Annotated in this window: 12 protein-coding genes and 1 pseudogene; 5 read left to right on the top strand and 8 right to left on the bottom strand. The window is 36.3% G+C overall.

Going from position 1 to position 15,523, the window contains the following annotated elements; genetic code table 11:
* Window positions 1-33: 33 nt before the first annotated feature.
* The gene (groES, locus tag CDOMF_RS06620) at window positions 34-294 is read right to left on the bottom strand and encodes a co-chaperone GroES (RefSeq protein ID WP_260951253.1); all 261 of its coding nucleotides are present in this window, start codon (window positions 292-294) and stop codon (window positions 34-36) included.
* A 167-nt stretch (window positions 295-461) separates the two neighbouring features.
* Between groES and CDOMF_RS06625 the strand changes: the two genes are divergently transcribed.
* Window positions 462-3,059 carry a hypothetical protein gene (locus CDOMF_RS06625; protein ID WP_260951254.1) on the top strand — a complete coding sequence of 866 codons (2,598 nt, stop codon included), beginning with the start codon at window positions 462-464 and terminating at the stop codon, window positions 3,057-3,059.
* A gap of 52 nt (window positions 3,060-3,111) precedes the next feature.
* Here the strand turns inward: CDOMF_RS06625 and CDOMF_RS06630 are convergent, their stop codons facing one another.
* The 4 genes from CDOMF_RS06630 to CDOMF_RS06645 form a co-directional block, all read right to left on the bottom strand.
* Window positions 3,112-3,633 carry a tetratricopeptide repeat protein gene (locus CDOMF_RS06630; RefSeq protein WP_260951255.1) on the bottom strand — a complete coding sequence of 174 codons (522 nt, stop codon included), beginning with the start codon at window positions 3,631-3,633 and terminating at the stop codon, window positions 3,112-3,114.
* A 148-nt stretch (window positions 3,634-3,781) separates the two neighbouring features.
* Entirely contained in the window at window positions 3,782-4,369 is a 588-nt protein-coding gene (locus CDOMF_RS06635) for an NUDIX domain-containing protein (protein WP_260951256.1), read from the bottom strand.
* Window positions 4,354-5,727, bottom strand: a complete 1,374-nt coding sequence (gene mgtE / locus CDOMF_RS06640; protein ID WP_260951257.1) for a magnesium transporter — start codon at window positions 5,725-5,727, stop codon at window positions 4,354-4,356. The genes CDOMF_RS06635 and mgtE overlap by 16 nt, the downstream gene beginning before the upstream one ends.
* Window positions 5,728-5,735: 8 nt before the next feature.
* A complete protein-coding gene (locus CDOMF_RS06645; RefSeq protein ID WP_260951258.1) occupies window positions 5,736-6,902 on the bottom strand; it encodes a peptidoglycan DD-metalloendopeptidase family protein in 1,167 nt (388 codons plus the stop codon).
* Window positions 6,903-7,080: 178 nt separating this feature from the next.
* Between CDOMF_RS06645 and CDOMF_RS06650 the strand changes: the two genes are divergently transcribed.
* Genes CDOMF_RS06650 through CDOMF_RS06660 form a run of 3 tightly spaced genes read left to right on the top strand, consistent with a single transcriptional unit; the run spans window position 7,081 to window position 9,959 of the window.
* Entirely contained in the window at window positions 7,081-7,737 is a 657-nt protein-coding gene (locus CDOMF_RS06650; RefSeq protein ID WP_442863533.1) for a plasminogen-binding N-terminal domain-containing protein, read from the top strand.
* Complete coding sequence (locus tag CDOMF_RS06655; RefSeq protein ID WP_260951259.1) at window positions 7,737-9,119, top strand: FAD-linked oxidase C-terminal domain-containing protein; 1,383 nt, start codon at window positions 7,737-7,739, stop codon at window positions 9,117-9,119. The genes CDOMF_RS06650 and CDOMF_RS06655 overlap by 1 nt, the downstream gene beginning before the upstream one ends.
* 6 nt (window positions 9,120-9,125) lie before the next feature.
* On the top strand, window positions 9,126-9,959 hold the full coding sequence (locus CDOMF_RS06660) for a YihY family inner membrane protein (RefSeq protein ID WP_260951261.1): 834 nt from the start codon (window positions 9,126-9,128) through the stop codon (window positions 9,957-9,959).
* Here CDOMF_RS06660 and CDOMF_RS06665 read toward each other — a convergent pair.
* The 3 genes from CDOMF_RS06665 to ispG form a co-directional block, all read right to left on the bottom strand.
* The gene (locus CDOMF_RS06665) at window positions 9,906-11,180 is read right to left on the bottom strand and encodes a ComEC/Rec2 family competence protein (RefSeq protein WP_260951262.1); all 1,275 of its coding nucleotides are present in this window, start codon (window positions 11,178-11,180) and stop codon (window positions 9,906-9,908) included. The genes CDOMF_RS06660 and CDOMF_RS06665 overlap by 54 nt on opposite strands.
* A gap of 41 nt (window positions 11,181-11,221) precedes the next feature.
* Window positions 11,222-12,604 (bottom strand): replicative DNA helicase, encoded by a 1,383-nt coding sequence (locus tag CDOMF_RS06670; protein ID WP_442863534.1) that lies wholly within the window; start codon window positions 12,602-12,604, stop codon window positions 11,222-11,224.
* 167 nt (window positions 12,605-12,771) lie between these two features.
* A complete protein-coding gene (ispG, locus tag CDOMF_RS06675) occupies window positions 12,772-13,830 on the bottom strand; it encodes a flavodoxin-dependent (E)-4-hydroxy-3-methylbut-2-enyl-diphosphate synthase (protein WP_442863497.1) in 1,059 nt (352 codons plus the stop codon).
* Between the two features lie 357 nt (window positions 13,831-14,187).
* On the opposite strand from ispG, the pseudogene CDOMF_RS10870 reads away from it, so the two are divergent.
* Window positions 14,188-14,757 (top strand): annotated as a pseudogene (locus CDOMF_RS10870) (cache domain-containing protein); the annotation flags it as partial.
* Window positions 14,758-15,523 lie beyond the last annotated feature (766 nt).

Below are 15,523 nucleotides of genomic sequence, written 5' to 3' on the forward strand. Positions count from 1 at the left end.
TTTTCCTTAAGTATTAATTTTTAAAATCAAATTTTATTTAATAACGCCCAAAACGTCATCTAAATTTAACACAAGATAAGTTTTACCTTCAAGCGTTATCTCTGTTCCGGCATATTTGCCAAACACCACGTCATCGCCCGCTTTTATGCACTCAACTTCGCTGCCCACAGCTAAAACTTTACCGCTTAAAGGTTTTTCTTTAGCATTGTCAGGTATAATAATACCTGTTGCTGTTGTCTTAACGTCCTCAAGGCGTTCAACTAATACACGCTTGCCTAATGGTTGAAAATTCATAATTCATCCTTTTGGTTAATTTTCATTTTTAGCACTCTTTTATTTTGAGTGATGAAAGTATATGATATTTTTTTGAATTTGTCAATAAATTAGTCAAATTTCTTAGTAAAGTTTAGTCTATATAACTAAACTTCCCTGAATGTATAAATTAAATTTAAAGGAAAAATATGCGAATTCTAGCTGTCATACTTGGACTTATTATACTGTTGCTTTTTGGCTCTTATATCATCGCTTTTACCGATTTTGGAAACGGCATCGTAAAGCCTTATGTTGAAAATATTATTAAAGAAAAAAGCGGATTTAACGTCAAATTTGATAAATTTCAGATAAGACCTACAACTATTGATATAGCAACAAATATAAATAGCGAAATAAACGCTAAAGTAGAGGGGGAATTATCCTTATTTAGCCAATCTCTTGATCTTAAGTATAGCGTAGTGGTGGACAACTTAGTCTCTCTTGGCGTTGAACTTAAAGAAAAAATGCTATTTTCTGGAACAGTTAAAGGTAAATTTAGCGATTTTAACGCAAATGGAGCTGGAAATTTACTAGGTTCCAATCTTAAATTCGCAGCAAACTTAAAGGATTATAAACCGCTTGCACTTATTTTAGATGCAAAAAACATAGAGCTTGATAAGGCTCTGGCTTTAGCAAATCAGCCGATATACGCTAACGGCAAAATAGATATCACAGCAAATATAGCGGATGAGGGCGGCAAGCCAAACGGAACGGCAAACATCGATATTTTAAACATTAAAACCAATAATGCTTTAATCGCAAAAGACTTTAATGTCACGCTGCCTTCAAATTTTAGTGTAAACGGAGCGATAAAAGCAAATATAAAAGATTGGCTAGTAAATGCTAAAACAGCCTTTGTTGCGCCTATAGCTGTGGCGGGAAGTGAAAATACCATATATGATATCAACTCACAAACTCTAAGTAGCGATTTTAGAGTGATGATAGATGATTTAACCAAATTTGAACCTATTATAAACCAAAAGATTACTGGCACACTAAACATCAAAGGCAATACAATAGTAACCAAAAACCAGCTAAAAAATTTTGAAGCCGATATGAACGGCTTTGGAGGCAGTGTCAAAGCCGTATTAAATAACGATAAGCTAACAGCTAAAATAAACTCATTAAGGCTTGAAGAGCTTATCAAAGTAGCTGCGATGCCGGCCTTTGCAAGCGCGGTTATAAGTGGCGATGCTATACTAAACGATATAAAAAATACAAAAAATATCTCGGGCAGTATTAAACTGACAGCCAGCAACGGCAAATTAAATCCAAGCGAGTTTAAAAAGCTTACAAATTTAGATATTGCCAGTGGAGTAAATTTTAACCTTAATGCAAATGCAGATGTTAAAAACGGAGAAGCGAAATTTGACGCAAACTTTCTTTCTAATTTGCTCAATTTAAAAGACCTAAAAGGCAGCTATGATATTGATAAAAAAGCCCTTGCAAGCAAATTTAGTCTAAACGTAGAAGACCTTGCAAAACTTGAGAGCATAGTTGGGCAAAAGCTATCCGGAAAAGTCGATATAAACGGTGATGTAAGCACGATTAACAATCAATTAAAAAGCCTAAATATTGACGGAAACGCGCTTGGCGGAAATATTAAGGCGAATTTAAAAGATGAAAAACTAACCGCAAATCTAAATTCGCTTTTACTTAAAGATATCTTTATCTTGATAGGCTCTAAGCCTTTAGCAAATGCTACAATAAATGCGGATGTGAATCTAAATGGGTTTGATATGAAAAATCTAAACGGAACAGCAAAAGTAAATATTAAAGATGGCCTGATATACGAAGCTGAAATGAGCAAAATGCTAGAAAAAAAGCTTCCGGCAGGGCTTAAATTTAGCGCAAATAGTGATATAAATTTACAAAAAAGCGTAGCAAATTTTGATGTGCTTGCAAATTTACTATCAAGCAATAATACAAATTTAATAGCTCTTAAAAATACGAAAGGAAGCTTTGACATCAACCAAAATAGCCTAAAAAGCGTGTTTGAGCTTGATATACCAGAACTTAAAAATATAAGCTTTTTAACAGATCGCGTTCTATACGGACCGATAAATTTAAAAGGAGACGCTCAAAAACAGGGCGAAAACATAACGGCAAACGTGACATCAAAGCTATTTAACGGCGATCTTAAAGGAAATCTACAAGATAATAAACTTGTAATAAATTTAACTAAATTTACAGCCAAAGGGCTAACAGATATGTTAGGTTTTGCCAATATATATGATGGAGTTGGCGATATGGCTGCTGATTATAACCTTGCCACACAAAGCGGTAAATTTAATGTTTTAGTAGATGAGGGAAGGCTTGTCAAAAATAATTTTACTCAAACTGTAGCGACATTTACAGGCAGAGATATTACCGGAGAAATTTACAGAAACAGCAAAATTTACGGAACTATAGATAAAAATTTAATAGACTTCAATGCCGATATGAATGCTACAAGGAGTCAGATAAATGTCGCAAATGGTAAATTTAATACTGCAACAAAAGCTATGAATATACCTGTAAAGATGAATTATGAAAAAACAGATATAGCTATCAATATAACCGGAACAAGCGATAATCCTAAGTATAATATTAGCTCGGATTACATAAAAGGCAAAGCCTTAAAAGAGCTAGATAGATTTTTAGATAAAAAGCTTGGCGGATCGAAGAGCGATAGCAATGAAACAAACTCTACTGGTGGAATAAATAAAAACGATGTGATTAAAGACCTCATAAAAGGACTCTTTTAATTAATTGGAAATTTGAGTGAAATTAACTTTCACTCAAATTTTACTTTGTATATTATTTTATTGTATTAACGGTATTGCAAGCCTGCTCATTACCGTATTTGCAGCCTTTTGATAAAAGATCTTTGGCTTTTTGCATATCTTTAGCCACCTTATCTACCCCTTTACTATAAATAAGACCGCCTTTTAAACAAGATATATCGTCTCCGTGTTCACAGCCCTTTTCATAGGCTTCAGCTGCCATTTTCACATCTTTTTTGATAGATTTAGTGCCGTTTTCATAGATTCTACCTACGGCGCCACATCCAAAGCCTAGCTTGTTTTCACAGCTCTTTTTATAAATTTGTAGAGCTTTTTTCTCATCCTTTAGCACTCCTCTGCCATTTTCATAGAAGTTAGCTAGATTATAACAGTTAAACATATGTCCTTTTTCGCAAGATTGCTCAAAAGCTTTGGCTGATTTTTCATACTCTCCGGACAAAACAGCCTCATCCAATACAGGCCCCACATGACTATCAGAACCCATAGAAAAGGCAAACGAACAGGCTGCCGCCAAACAGAATATAGTTTTTTTCATCTATTCTCCTTGTAATTTATTAAATCTTATTCTAAATCTATATTTTAATCATACAGGCTTGATTTTAGCAGAGATTTGATAAATTTAAAAGCAAATTTATAAGTTTTGTATAGAAATATTAATTACATTAATGATTTAAGATCAATCTCTATCTTTTAAATCTGTCAAAAAACCACATAAAGGCGAAAAGTAATCCAGCAGCTTTGACCATATTTTGATCATACATAAAATCTCTAGCCCTATTTACATCTATATAGACAAGATCGATATTTTCGCCATCTATTCCACCACCCTCACTTACTTTCATACTATCGTTTATGGTTGCATAAAACATAGTTTGAGAATTTCCTCCAAATCCAAGCGCTCCGTGAGTTACCACTATTTTTTCAGCATCCTCTATCTTAAATCCTACTTCCTCCATCACCTCTTCTATTATTGTATCTTTTTCACTAAGCCCTTTATCCATAAGTCCTGCACAAAGCTCATACGTATAGCCCATTTCATAATAGCTCTTGCCATCTTTATGTAAGTTGTGCCATACAGCCGGACGAAACTGCTTAACCAACAAAAACGCATCCTTTTCTTCATGATATAATAAAATAGACACGCTGTTATGCACTTTTACACAATCCCAATATTTTCGAGTTCCGTTTACGGAGTATCCTAAGCGATAAGGCTTTATGAAGTTAGATTCTTCTAAATTTAAAATTTCAATATCTTTTATAACAGTATCCATTTGGCAAGTCCTAAAAAGCTAAAAAATCCGACTACATCGGTAACTGTTGTAAGCAAAACGCTTGAACCGACAGCCGGATCTATATTAAATCTCTTTAAAGTTAAAGGTATTACGGTTCCAAAAAAGCCGGCAAAAAAGAAATTCATAAGCATGGCAGCACCTATAACCACGCCAAGCATCGGTCTATCAAACCAAAACGAAGCCACAATACCTATCAAAACAGCAAATATCACACCGTTTGTAAAGGCTATGCCAAGCTCACGTTTCAAGGCGTGTTTTGCGTTTTTAAACTCAATTTCACCAAGAGTCAAACGTCTAACCGTAACAGTAAGAGCCTGAGTGCCGGTATTTCCACCCATTGATGCAACTATAGGCATTAAGATAGCTAGAGCTACATAACTTGCGATAGTGTCGTCAAAAAGACCTATAATACTAGATGAAACAATGGCTGTAAATAGATTTATCAGTAGCCAAACACCGCGAGATCTGGTAGCTTTTAGCAGGCTATCATCCTCTTCTTCGTCAGCATCGCCTACGTTTGCAAGGTTATAAATTTGCTCCGTTGCACTATCTTCTATAAAGTCATGCACATCATCTGTCGTAATACGTCCTAAAAGCACACCTTTGCTATCAACTACAGGTATAGAGTTCAAATCGTAGTTTTGCACTCTGTCTACGACATCCTCTATAGGCTCACTATCCATAGCTACGTGTGGCTTATACTTATCCTCTTTGTTTTTTTGAATGATCTCTTCAAGAGTTTTATTAAAATCAAATAAGATCAAATCTTCAAGCGGAATGGCAAATTTTAAAATTTGATCGTCATCTATTATAAAAAGCTGAGAAACGTTTTCCAGCTCACCATTTTCCTTTTGTTCTCTTAGTCTATTAACGGCTGTTTGCAGTTTTTCTTTTAAATTCGCGCTAAAAAGCTCCGTCTGCATATATGCACCGGCTTCATTCTCATCGTAGCTTCTAATCCTTAAAATTTCCTCTTGATCATCTCTGTCAAGACTATCAAAAACCTCTTTCGCCTTTTTTTCGTCAATATCCTCGATATATTCTAAAAGCTCTGCAGCATCGTCACTCTCTAGTTCTTCTATAGCCTCTATAATCTTATCCGTAGGCAGAGTCTCGATAACATCTTTAAGCATATGATCAGGAAGCTCTATCGCAACATCACCTAAAATTTCAGGTTCAAGCTTCTCTATATACTCGGCAAAAAGTTCCTCGTCATGCTGCCTTACAATCTTTAGATGCTGGGCTATATCAGCGGGACTCAGCTCCTCTTCGATAGTATCGTTTAAATGCGAATCTATGAGCTCTTTGGCTTCGGCTAATCGATCATTTTCATTCATTTTAGTCCTTAAAATTCCACAAAGTTATCAAATGACTCTTCTTTTTCCGATACTACTTCTTTATCTAAATATTTTTTTATTTTAGAGTCATTTTCAGCCATAATCTTTTTAAATTCAGCGCTTACAGAGCTCTCTACACTACTCTTTTTTACTTTTAGCATATTTTCCGGATTTATGGCCTTTTGATTTTTATACAATCCAAAATGCAGATGTGGTCCGGTACTCATTCCGGTATTTCCTACGTAGGCTACAAGTTGATTTTGCTTGACTTTTACACCTGATTTTATGCCCTTGGCAAAACCATTTAAATGCGCGTACAAGGTCTCATATCCTCCACTATGCCTTATTATCAGAACCTTGCCGTATCCGCCCTTTCTGCCTACAAATTTTACTGTTCCATCGCCCGCGGATTTTATAGGAGTACCTTTAGGTGCACCATAATCAACCCCAAGATGAGCCTTATATCTTTTTAATACTGGATGATACCTCTTAAGTGTAAAAGGCGATGTTATGCGTGCATTTGCTATAGGTCTTATGAGAAAAAATTTATCATTTTGCCTGCCGCTCTTATCATAAAATTTATTCTCAACTCTATATACGGCATACTTTTTTTTGTTCACCTCAATCATTGAAGAGTGAATTTCAGGCACACCAAAAACTCTACCAAGCCTTCTTTTTTGAGTGTAAACGATGATAAGCCTATCGCCTTTTTTAATCTTTCTAAAATCCACCTGACCGCTCATAGCAACGCTAAAAGCATTTGCAAGTGCTACATTACCGGTGTGATCTAAAATATCTTGATATGGAGAAATATTTATCTTGATGCTTAAAACTAGATCTTCTATCTGATATGATATTGGAGTTAACTGCACTTTAAATTTATCATTCACATCTTTATATATTTGAATTTGAAGCTCTTCGTTTATAGGGATTAAAACCTGTCTAATGCCGCCCTCGTCATCCCTTAAAATTTGATATTTTACGCCTGCCATTATCTCGCTTACAGCTTCTTTATCCTCTCTATCCAAATTGTAATAGATAGATAAAGGTATAAAGTTGCTTTCAAGGAAGGTTAAAAATGTAGCGCCATTTGGCCATATAAGCTCTTCTACACTAGGTTTTGCGGCAAATAGCTGTAAAAAAAATGTCATAAATAATATTATTTTTTTTACCATAAGCTCCCTTGGATAAAGAATGGATTTAATTATACTTTGAACTTACTTATATTTTGCAAAACTAAAGCGGTTTTAGGCTATAATCCTTTAAAATCTTAAAAATTTAGGAGAAAATTTGAAAAATATAGTAGCTTTTTTAGTTATTTTTATATCATCTTGTTTTGCGGCACAATTTAGCATGAATGAGTATAATACTCCGCTAATAGAAGCAAAAGACGGATACGGCACAATAATAGACAGCCCTGATATAGTTGTCGGCTCAAGTGGTATAGTAATGCATAATTTTGGTCTGTCAAAAAGATCAATAATAGCTCGTGCGAGTGTAACAGAAAAAAGTGGTGGGTTTGCCAAAGTTCGCTTTGAAGTATTTGACTCTTTGGAGCAAAAGGCTATGCCAATACCCGGAATTCTTCCTGCAAGAGGTGATACTATCATACTAAACTACTTATATAACCGTTCTTTAATAGTAGTTCCAAATAAGGAAATTTATGATGAAGTAGTAAACTCTTTTAAAAGCATGGAGTTTATACATCCTGATATTGTAGGCTCATATTTAAGCTACGAATATAAGCCAAATCCTAGTCGCAACGACTTTCGCAAAATGTGCTCTCAAAGTGCGGCCGGACTAATATTTATAGCGATGAACAACGAAGCCTTGTTTGCAGATTGTCAAAGCTTTGAAGTTTTAAAGAGATTTAAAAGCGGTTCGGTAAGCTACTATCAACTACCGTTTTATACTCGCGTTAAAGACATAGATACCGTATTTTGGAAATTTGGCTCAAGTAAAATAAGCGACTTTGATCGCCACTACAAATCACTTTTGAAAGAGAAATAATGGAAAAAAGACATATAGATTTTTTTACTAGACTACTAAATCAAGACAATGCATATTTTGATAAGGCGCACCTGCTTGCTTACAGCTATGACGCAACAAGAAAGCGCCATCTACCGGACGGAGTGCTTTTCCCAAGGGACGAGAGCGATGTGAGTGTTATTTTAAAATATTGTAACGAAAATAAAATTCCTATAATCGCACGCGGAGCTGGAAGTGGCTTTACTGGAGGCTCTTTGGCTATAGATGGCGGTATAATTTTAGCCTTTGAAAAGCATATGAATAAAATTCTTGAAATAGATATGCAAAACATGGTTGCAGTAGTGCAGCCTGGCTGTATAAATATGGATTTACAGCGAGCGGTAGAGGCAAAAGGGCTATTTTATCCGCCAGATCCTGCTAGTCAGGACTACTCTACCATAGGCGGCAACGTAAGTGAAAACGCAGGCGGCATGAGAGCAGCCAAATACGGTATTACCAAAGACTATGTAATGGCGCTTAGAGCCGTTCTTCCAAACGGAGAGGTTGTAAGAGCGGGCAAGCGCACTATAAAAGATGTCGCAGGATATAATATTGCTGGTATTTTAATAGCTTCAGAGGGCACTCTTGCTGTAATAACCGAAATTACCCTAAAGCTAATCGCAAAGCCGAAATTTAGAAAAACCGCTATGGGTGTATTTGACAGTGTAAATTCAGCCATGAATGCCGTATATAAGACCATGGCTGCCGGAGTAACACCTGTGGCGATGGAGTTTTTGGATAATCTAAGCATAAGAGCTGTGGAGAGCAAATTTAATAAAGGCTTGCCTACAAATGCGGGCGCGATTTTAATAAGTGATGTTGACGGCGATATAGAGGCCGGTTTAGTGCAAGATCTAGAGATAATACAAAAGGTATTTAAGGAAAACGGGGCTAGCGATTTTAAAGTTGCACGTGATGAAGCAGAAAGAAATGATATATGGTTTGCGCGCAGAAACTGCTCTCAGGCGATAAACATATATGGAACCTTGAAGCTAAACGAAGATATTACAGTGCCTAGATCAAAGCTTCCTGAACTGTTGGAAAAAATTAGCGAAGTAGCGGCTAAATACGGAGTGCAAGTACCTTGCTTTGGACATACCGGAGACGGCAACGTACATACAAACGTAATGGTAGTGGACAAGAACGATCCTGCACAGGTACAAAACGGGCATAAGGCGATAGAGGAAATTTTTAAGATCACCGTTGATCTTGGTGGCACACTTAGTGGCGAACATGGCATAGGTATAAGCAAGGCCGAATTTATGCCACTTGCATTTACAGATGCGGAGATGGCTCTATTTAAGGAGATAAAAAAGGCCTTCGATCCGAATAATATTTTAAATCCGAACAAGATGGGGCTGTAAAACAAATTGAAATTTACAAAAGACGACTTAAAAGCATATATTAAAATCGCATTTAGTATCAAAGATAAGCAGTTGCTTCACTACGCTTCAAGCCTTAGCTTTCATACTATGCTTTCGATTATACCTGTGCTTTTAATCTCGTTTTCGATATTTACTCAAATGCCCAGCTTTAGCGTATACTACGGCAAGATAAAAGAATTTATATTCTCATCTTTACTACCTTCAAATCAAGAAATGATAACAGAACATATAGAGACCTTTTTACAAAACAGCTCGGCCTTAGGAGTGCTTGGTCTTGGCGCTATTATCTTTACTTCGATAATGTTTTTTATGGATTACGAATATGTGATAAATAAAATCATGAAGAGCGAAGGAAGAAATTTTTGGAGCTCTCTAAGTGTATATTGGACGCTTATTACACTAGCTCCCATAGGGCTTGGGCTTAGTTTTTATCTATCCAATATGCTTCAAAATTTATTAAATTCAAACTCATACACAAATTGGATAAATTTCTTAAGCATATTTCCATATCTAATCATTTGGGCGATTTTTTGCATCACATATCTCATATCAGTAAGCCGGCCTATAGCTATAAGAAACGCTCTTTTTAGCTCCTTTATAGCCTCTCTTATCTGGTATTTTGGTAAAAACATATTTGTATTTTATGCGGTTAATAACAAGACCTATCTTAGTATCTACGGCTCGTTTTCTGTCGTTCTTTTGTTCTTTTTGTGGGTTTATGTCTCTTGGATCATATTTTTATACGGAGTTAAACTTTGTAGCTTTTTAGAGCAAAGAGATAAAGCAAAAGAGATTGGAAAAAACGAGCAAGAGAGCTAAATTTCTATTTTTTATACTAATTAAACTTAAAATATTATAGATTAAAAAGATATATAAATTTATATCCAAATTTACACTATCCATCCTTAACTCTAAAAACCAAATTAAATTTTCATCGAAAATCCCGCCTAAATTTAGTAGATGAAGCACCAAACTAAGAGGGTAAAAAATCACAAAAATTAAACTTAAAGGCAACACGGCAAACTGCTGAAAGCTAATCAGAGGGAAAAAATATAAAACCGGTATTATCATAGCCAAATACACCCATAAATTTAGCAAGATAACATGAGTGAGATTTGAAAATTTATTACCAAAATGATGCAGATAAAGATAGATATAAAACACTCCTGCACAAGAGAGATAAAAGCCGATACTAAACAGTAAAGAGGGCATAAAACTAACCGCAAAAGCTATCAAAATAAACAGAGCTTCAAAACTAATAATTCGCACATTTCTACTAAGCATATAAAAAATAAGCAAGCTCATCAAAAATGCCCGCAAAAAAGACGGCACAAAGTCTATCAGCATAAGATAGCCAAATAAAAATATAAAAATAACTATACTTAGATCAAATTTCTCACTTCTAAAAGGAAAAAATCTAGCCTGAAAATAGCGATAAATAGGGTGCAATATAAAATACAAAAACCCAAAAATAATCCCCAAATGATAACCGCTGATGGCTATTAGATGGGCTATTGCAAAGTGATTTACATCGCTTCTTAGCTCCTTTGATATAGAAGTGGCTAAAAAAAGCGCAGTATATAGCTCTTTTGCTTTTGATATGTCGTGTTGACTGGATATAAAATCATAGATTTTTTCTCTAAATTTATCTAGATATTTGCTATTTTCACTATATCTTATCTCTAAAATTCCAAAATTTGGCAGATAAAAACTACGGCTTAAATAATCGATGAAAGTAAGTTTATTTTTAATAGGACGAAGCAAAATTTTAGAATTTATCTCGGGCTCAAAATCCACTTTGGCGGTCGTATACAGAGTAAAATTTCCTGTTTTTAGCCTTAAAACTCGGTAGATTTTACCCTTATCATTTGTTTTTAGATAGCTTTGAAGCACCTTGGCTTGCAAAATTTTATACCTATCTGCCTTAAAGTTTTTGAATTCATAAAATTTGATAGCTAAATTAAAGGCTAAAACAAAAAGACAAAAAAGGCAAAACAGCCCTATTTCACGCTTGCTTTCAAAAACTTTATTACTATACATAAAGTGTTAAATTGCGAATTTAGCAAACGACCAAAACTCTATCAACCGGTAAATTCGGCCATATGAATTGCGCCAAAACTCTTATCGACAAAGCGGGTAAATTCTTTTTGAAATATTACATCAACCGTGCCTACAGGTCCGTTTCTGTTCTTGCCGATGATGATCTCGGCATCCTCTTCGATCTTATTTGGGATAAATCTAGGACTATATTCTTTACCTTCAGCCTTTGCTTTTTTTTCTCGCTCTTTTTCCTCCTGCTCGAGATAGACCTCATCACGGTAGACGAAAAGTATCATATCCGCATCCTGTTCGATCGCTCCCGATTCTCTTAAATCACTTAGCATCGGGCGCTTATTTGCTCTCGCTTCAAGGCTTCGGTTTAGTTGGGATAGAGCGATTATCGGCATATCAAGCTCACGCGCAAGAAGCTTTAATCCGCGCGAAATTTCAGCGATCTGCAAATGCCTGTCGGAGTAATTTGACGTAGCCATCATAAGTCCGATGTAATCAATCACACAAAGCGAAATTTCAGGATGGCTCGACTTTAGCTTGCGCATCTGAGTTCTGATCTGATGGATATTTATATATCCGCTATCATATACGAAAAACTTCTTATTAGACATATCCTCGCAAGCATCGCTCATCCTGCTCCACTCCTCATCATCCATTTTTGCCGTCATTATGTTTTGAAGCGGGATTGAGGTTTTAGCAGAAAGCATCCTTAGCATGATCTGCTCGGCAGGCATCTCAAGCGAGAAAAAGACAACTCCGTTGCCCCGCTGTAAAACATTACTCATTAAATTTAGACATATAGTGGTCTTGCCCATGCCCGGACGAGCGGCAATGATGATAAGATCGCCGTTTTTAAAGCCTTTTGTTTTTTCATTTAATTCTTTAAATCCTGTATCTATTCCTACTATATCCTGGTTTTCAAGCATCTTTTGCTTCTCAAGATGAGCTAAGACATCTACTATGATCTCTTTGCTTTCCTTTATGACTCCAGCCGCCGAGCCCTCCACAAGTGAATAAAAGCTCTGGCTTAGCTCATCGACCATATCCCGGCTTGGCTTATCTTCGCTTACTTTATTTGGGATCTGGTGGGCTATCTTTACAAGCGAGCGCTTTATGGACTTTTCGCGCAGTTCGGTTGCGTATTTTTTGATATCAAGGATAGAGTTTGTGCCAACAATGCTGGCTAAAATTTCCTCATCAAATTTGGCCCCCAGCTTAGTCTTTAAAAAGCTAGTTTCTATCGGCAAATCGGCATTCATACACTCAACCATCGCCGTATATACATCCGCATGACCTTTGAGGTAAAAGTCTCCCGATGAGACGATGTCAAAAATTTCAGCCAAATTTTCACTGCTATAGATAATCGAGCTTAGTATCGCGCGCTCCATATCAAGGTCATAAAGGTTGTGCATATCGATATTTTGTGCTTTTGCCACGTTTTCTCCAATCATTTATATTTTAAATTTCAGCTATACAAAAGAGCTAAATTCTTTAAATCGCTCGCAAATTTGGTTGAAATTCCACCGCCGGCTAAAAACCAACGGCAAATTTATCCCGCCCAAATCAAAAGCAGGCTAAATCAACTACGAGATTTTATCTCCTCGTCAAGTTCGAGCAAAAATCTATCCACTAGCTCGCTCTCTTTCAGTCTTGCTACCACTTCGCCGCGGCGCATTATAAGCCCGCTTTCCTTGCCAAACGCTATCGCCACGTCAGCGCCTTTGGCCTCTCCGATCGCGTTTACCACGCAGCCCATGACAGATACGTTAAGCGGCTCTTTGATATGCTTGGTTTTTTCTTCCACTATCTTTATCGCAGCCATCAGATCGCTTTGAAGACGCCCGCACGTAGGGCATGAGATGATGTTTATGCCCTCTTTTTGGCGTCCGCTATCTTTTAAAATCGCCTTTGCGACCTTTATCTCCTCTTCAAGCTCGCCTGTAATGCTCACTCTCATCGTATCGCCGATACCTTCAAGGAGTAACCCACCAAGAGCTATAGCCGACTTTATGGTTGCATGAAAGGTAGTGCCGGCCTCCGTAACGCCCAAGTGAAACGGATACTCAACTTTTGGACGCAAGGCACGATAAGCAGCCATAGTGCGCTCGACATCGCTTGACTTTAGCGAAATTTTGATATCGGTGAAGTCAAAATCCTCAAGCAAATTTATGTTATACATCGCAGAAGCCACCATCGCTTCGACCGTGCGACCGTATCTGTTCTCAAACTGCTCTTCAAGTGAGCCTGAATTCACGCCGATTCGTATAGGCAAATTTCGCTGCTTACACGCTTCAACTACAGCCTTTATACGATCTTTTGAGCCGATATTTCCGGGATTTATTCGCACCGCATCGACAAATTCGCTCACCATAAGAGCGTAGCGGTAGTTAAAATGAATGTCGGCAACCACAGGAAGCGGACTTTGCGCGACCACCTCTTTTAAAGCGCTTGCGTCCTCTTTATCAAGTACCGCACAACGCACTATATCGCATCCTGCAAAATAAAGCCTGCTTATCTGCTCTAAGGTGCCTTTTATATCCCTTGTCTTAGAAAATGTCATCGACTGCACCGAGATGGGAGCATCACCCCCTATTAAAACATCACGAATTTTTATCTGTTTAGTTGGATATCTTTGCAAAATTTGCCTTTTAATTTTTTGGGTAATTATAAGAAATTTTCACTTTCAAAAGGCTCAAATTTAAATTATAAACCAAATTAAATTTAAACTGACACAAAACATCTAAGCATACATGCAATTTAATGCTTATTAAGCTTAAAGTATATAAAATTAACAGCTGTTTTACTATTTATAAAACTTGATCAGGAGCTTAATATGAACTCGAAATTAGCAAGAAGTGTTACGATTTTAATCTCATTTTTACTAGTAATAGCACTAAGTATATTCTCTTTTGTCTCGTTTAATATAACAAAACAAGAGACAAAGACACTTATATCCTCATCTCAATACAGTATAGTAAAAGATGCGATAGAGTATATGCAAAACTACATGGATTCAAAGCTAAGCATAGTAAAATCAGTAGCTTCCTATATAGAGAGTTCGGAGTATAACGAAGATAATTTTGAGCAGATATTAAAGGTAGGTAGCCAATCTGGTAAATTTGTATCTTTATATGCAGGTTTTGAAAAAGACGGCAGGATGCTACGATCAAATGGAAACCACCAATACCCAAGCCTAAATGGATACGACCCAAGAGCAAGAGGATGGTATAAACAAGTCATATCGGCTAAAGATGCCGTTATCACAGATCCTTATATCTCGACCAAAGATCAAAAACTAACCATATCGTTTGCAACTCCTATTAATAAAGGTGGCGAAATAGCAGGTGTTGTGTCATCGGACGTAACTCTTGAAAGATTAAGCGAAGTTATATCAAATATGAAGCATAACGAGGATGACTACATACTGCTTATAGATAAAAATGCAAAAAGCATCATAAATCCTAATAAAGAGCTTTTGATGAAAGAGTCTGAGGTAAATAAAAATTTACTCAACTTCTTTAAGGATAGTTCTACAAAATCAACAACATACGCATTTAACGATAATAACAATGATATGGTTGCAGCGTGCCTAAAAGATGATATTACTGGTTGGTTACTATGCTCAGTAACCACAGCAAAAACATACAATCAAAGCATAGACAATCTATTCATATATCAACTCATCCTATCCATATGCTCTATACTGCTTATAGTGACCACTTTGGCTGTTGTATTAAATTTAAAACTAAAACCTCTATCCAAGATTAAAGAGGGGCTGTTTGAATTTTTTGCATATCTAAACGATAGCTCTAGGGAGTGCAAGCAAATAACAGTAAAATCAGACGATGAATTCAAACAAATGGCGGATCTTATCAACGAGAATATTAAAAATATAGCAGACGGTCTAAAAAAAGACACTAAAATGATAAATGATGCTAAGATGGTCTTTAAATCAGCATCTACAGGCAATCTAGGGCAAAATATTAACCAAACTCCTAATAATAGAAATTTAGAAGAGTTAAAAGACCTTATTAACAATTTTGTAAATACGCTAAAAACCGATATTCACGGCGTTGTTGAAATTTTAGGACTTTATACGAATAATGACTTTACAGCCAGAATCGATCTTGGAGATTCTAAAAGCGAAAAAAGAAAGCTTGGGGAGGGCATAAATTTCTTAGGTGAAGAGATGAGCAATATCCTTAGAAATTCACTTGAACAAAACAAAATGCTAGAAGAGAAATCTCAGGTGCTAAATTCATTTGTTAACAACCTATCCGAAGGCACAAACAAGCAAGCGGAATCTGTCCAAGAGAGCGTGCTAGCGATAG

Source organism: Campylobacter sp. RM16187 (assembly GCF_025319965.1).
GTDB lineage: Bacteria > Campylobacterota > Campylobacteria > Campylobacterales > Campylobacteraceae > Campylobacter_A.